At 66.1% G+C, this 307-nt stretch carries 1 pseudogene; it reads left to right on the top strand.

Features of this window, described 5'->3' with window-relative positions:
* Positions 1–246 (top strand): annotated as a pseudogene (locus tag MKL01_RS32045) (hypothetical protein); the annotation flags it as partial.
* Between the last annotated feature and the right edge of the window lie 61 nt (positions 247–307).

Below are 307 nucleotides of genomic sequence, written 5' to 3'. Positions count from 1 at the left end.
CGTCGAGCTCAGCCTCTCGGCGCCGCGGCCGGAAGTGCGGGCTTCGTCTCACCGCCGAACCAGCCGCGGATCGCGCCGAGGATGTCGCTCGGGATCACGACCCACGAAGGCAGGAAGCCCGACGCGTTGCCGTTCCAGCGGTTGGTGAGCGTCTGGCGCATCGAGGCGACGTTCAACCGCCTCAAGGACTTCCGCCGCATAGCCACCCGCTACAACGAACTCGCCGGGAACTACGCCTCATACTAACCCTCGTTGAGCGGGACTCACCAGGGGTAGCGGCGGCGGACCGTTAGTGATTCTGTCCTTG

Source organism: Methylobacterium sp. J-070 (genome assembly GCF_022829385.1).
GTDB lineage: Bacteria > Pseudomonadota > Alphaproteobacteria > Rhizobiales > Beijerinckiaceae > Methylobacterium.
The sequence above is the reverse complement of the archived record's forward strand: the minus strand, read 5'-3'. Positions and strand labels throughout refer to the sequence as shown.